Consider the following 2039-nt stretch of genomic DNA (forward strand, 5'->3'; position numbering starts at 1 on the left):
ATTACCCCGTAACCATCATTTAGCTGTTAGCCAAAATGATATTACTCGCGTGACTGTAGTGTGTCCTGAAATGGATGCCCTTGACCGTAAAAATATGAACAGCTATGCCCAAGAAATGCACAATAAAATCGAACAGTTAGCAGGTAAACCCATTCAAACCTTGTATATCGGAGAAGACCATGACTATCCTCTTCCCCGTTATGCCGTACCAACGCAATCTGAATTTTACATGTTGCGTTGGGGCTGGAGTTCGCCTTTACTAGATGGAGTAACCTTACAAGGCATTCCTCTATATAAAATCCCATATACCCAACCTGATCACCCTTGTTATGATAATGTGTGGTCATGGTATCGACAGGCTGAAGCGTTATATCGTTTGTGGCTTGGTTCTCAACCAGTAAGTGAAGCCTTTGCCTTAGAGCAAATGCAAAATCCCAATTCTGAGCATAGCAAAATAGGTCGAGAATTGTGCCGTATCATTGAACAAAGCACAGGTGTACCCACCTATTATTTTTTAATGAATTACCGTGATTGGACAAAGGCAGAAGATATGGAACAAAAATGTCCACTGACAGGGCAGGATTGGCTATTGCCTGCCAATACCTATCACTATATTGATTTTAAATGCGATGAGAGTCGTTTGGTGAGTGAGTTGAGTCAAAATTGGTCGGATGAAAGCGAGGACTGACCGAATGAAAAAATTATTTGTGGTAAGCTCATAAAGCCTATCAAGCATAGAGATAAAAATAATACCCAAACTATCTGTAACCAACCGTGAATCGTCTCGATATTTTCGGAGAGTGTTTTACTGGAATCAGGCACAGGACAAGTTTATTTTCAGTATACCCAAAGGGAACCAAATAAAAAGCCCCTTAGACCTATTAATAGACTACCTAGAACAGACCGTTATAAGAAAACCGCCTATAACAGACTATTCTAGGTAGTCAGTTTTTCTCGCTATCTTGAGAAATCATAGTCTTCTTCGCTTCCATCTAAATACTCGCGTATAGGGCGTTTTTTGCTAAATTTAGAGGCGTCTTTCTTAATCTCACCGACTATAAAGTCGCTGTATGCTGACCAGCTCTTTCCAGCGTCGCCTTTGGCAAGACTACTATATGTACTTATAAACTCTTTATGCCGACTAATACGCCACAATTGCTTATCAGTCAATCCATCAATCATGAACATATCTGATGTATTAGGGTCACGTTGGTTATTCTCTGTCTTTTTGGGTTTCTCTTTAACAACAAACTTAAACCCAATAATTTTGCGTCCTCTTTTCACTTGATCGTAGCTTGTCTGAATATCTGTTTTCTCGTTAATCTCTTTAACTGCAACGTCTAGCACCCTATTTTTAAAATCATACATTCTTTGGTATTCATTATTCTCAACTCCCAATTGTTCCCTAAACTGTTGTAGCTCAAACACAGGTGTTTTTTTCGCTGTCTTCCATTGCACTAGCAGTTCGTACAACCGCACCGAATAGGCACTATTCATGTGAGCCGTTTGTTCTAGCAGGTATTGCGTAAAAAATTGCTCATATCCATCTATACGTGTGACTTCTTTAACTACGTCATAAGTTAATATCACCTCAATACTAGCTTCATCATCAAGATATTTGACACGCTGAACCCAACGAGATTTAACCATCTTGTCATCGTCATCAAGAAATGAGAAACGGCGATCAAATAAGCTCTTTTCAGCTTTTAGTATAGCTTCGTATGCAGACTGTCTTGATACCCCAAAGGCTTCAGCGTATCTTGATGCTGATATGGTCAGCGGTTTGTCAGTGCTTAACCCCTTCCCTGTTTCCCTTGCATCAACAATAGCCAATTGCATAATGCGAACTTCAGTAAGCGATAGGTTTTGTGTGACAGTATTTAAACGGTTAGTTTTTACAACAAGATTAGACATATTCACGTCCATATTATAAATAATAAGACGACATTAATATATTCTGCGTTAAAACGCAACTATTATAAATTGCGTCTATTGTCAGGTAAACGTCGTCTTATTGTCAGGTAAACGTCGTCTTATTG

The 2039-nt window shown here is 39.1% G+C and carries 2 protein-coding genes; one reads left to right on the plus strand and one right to left on the minus strand.

The genetic code is table 11. The features are described from left to right. A partial coding sequence (locus G561_RS0113405) for a DUF2310 family Zn-ribbon-containing protein (RefSeq protein WP_028859984.1) occupies positions 1-688 on the plus strand: 688 nt, incomplete at its 5' end. Between the two features lie 269 nt (positions 689-957). Here G561_RS0113405 and repM read toward each other — a convergent pair. Further along, positions 958-1914: a replication initiation protein RepM gene (gene repM / locus G561_RS0113410; RefSeq protein WP_028859985.1), complete on the minus strand. Its 957-nt coding sequence runs from the start codon at positions 1912-1914 to the stop codon at positions 958-960. Between the last annotated feature and the right edge of the window lie 125 nt (positions 1915-2039).

This window comes from Psychrobacter phenylpyruvicus DSM 7000 = NBRC 102152 (assembly GCF_000685805.1).
Taxonomy (GTDB): Bacteria; Pseudomonadota; Gammaproteobacteria; order Pseudomonadales; family Moraxellaceae; genus Psychrobacter; species Psychrobacter phenylpyruvicus.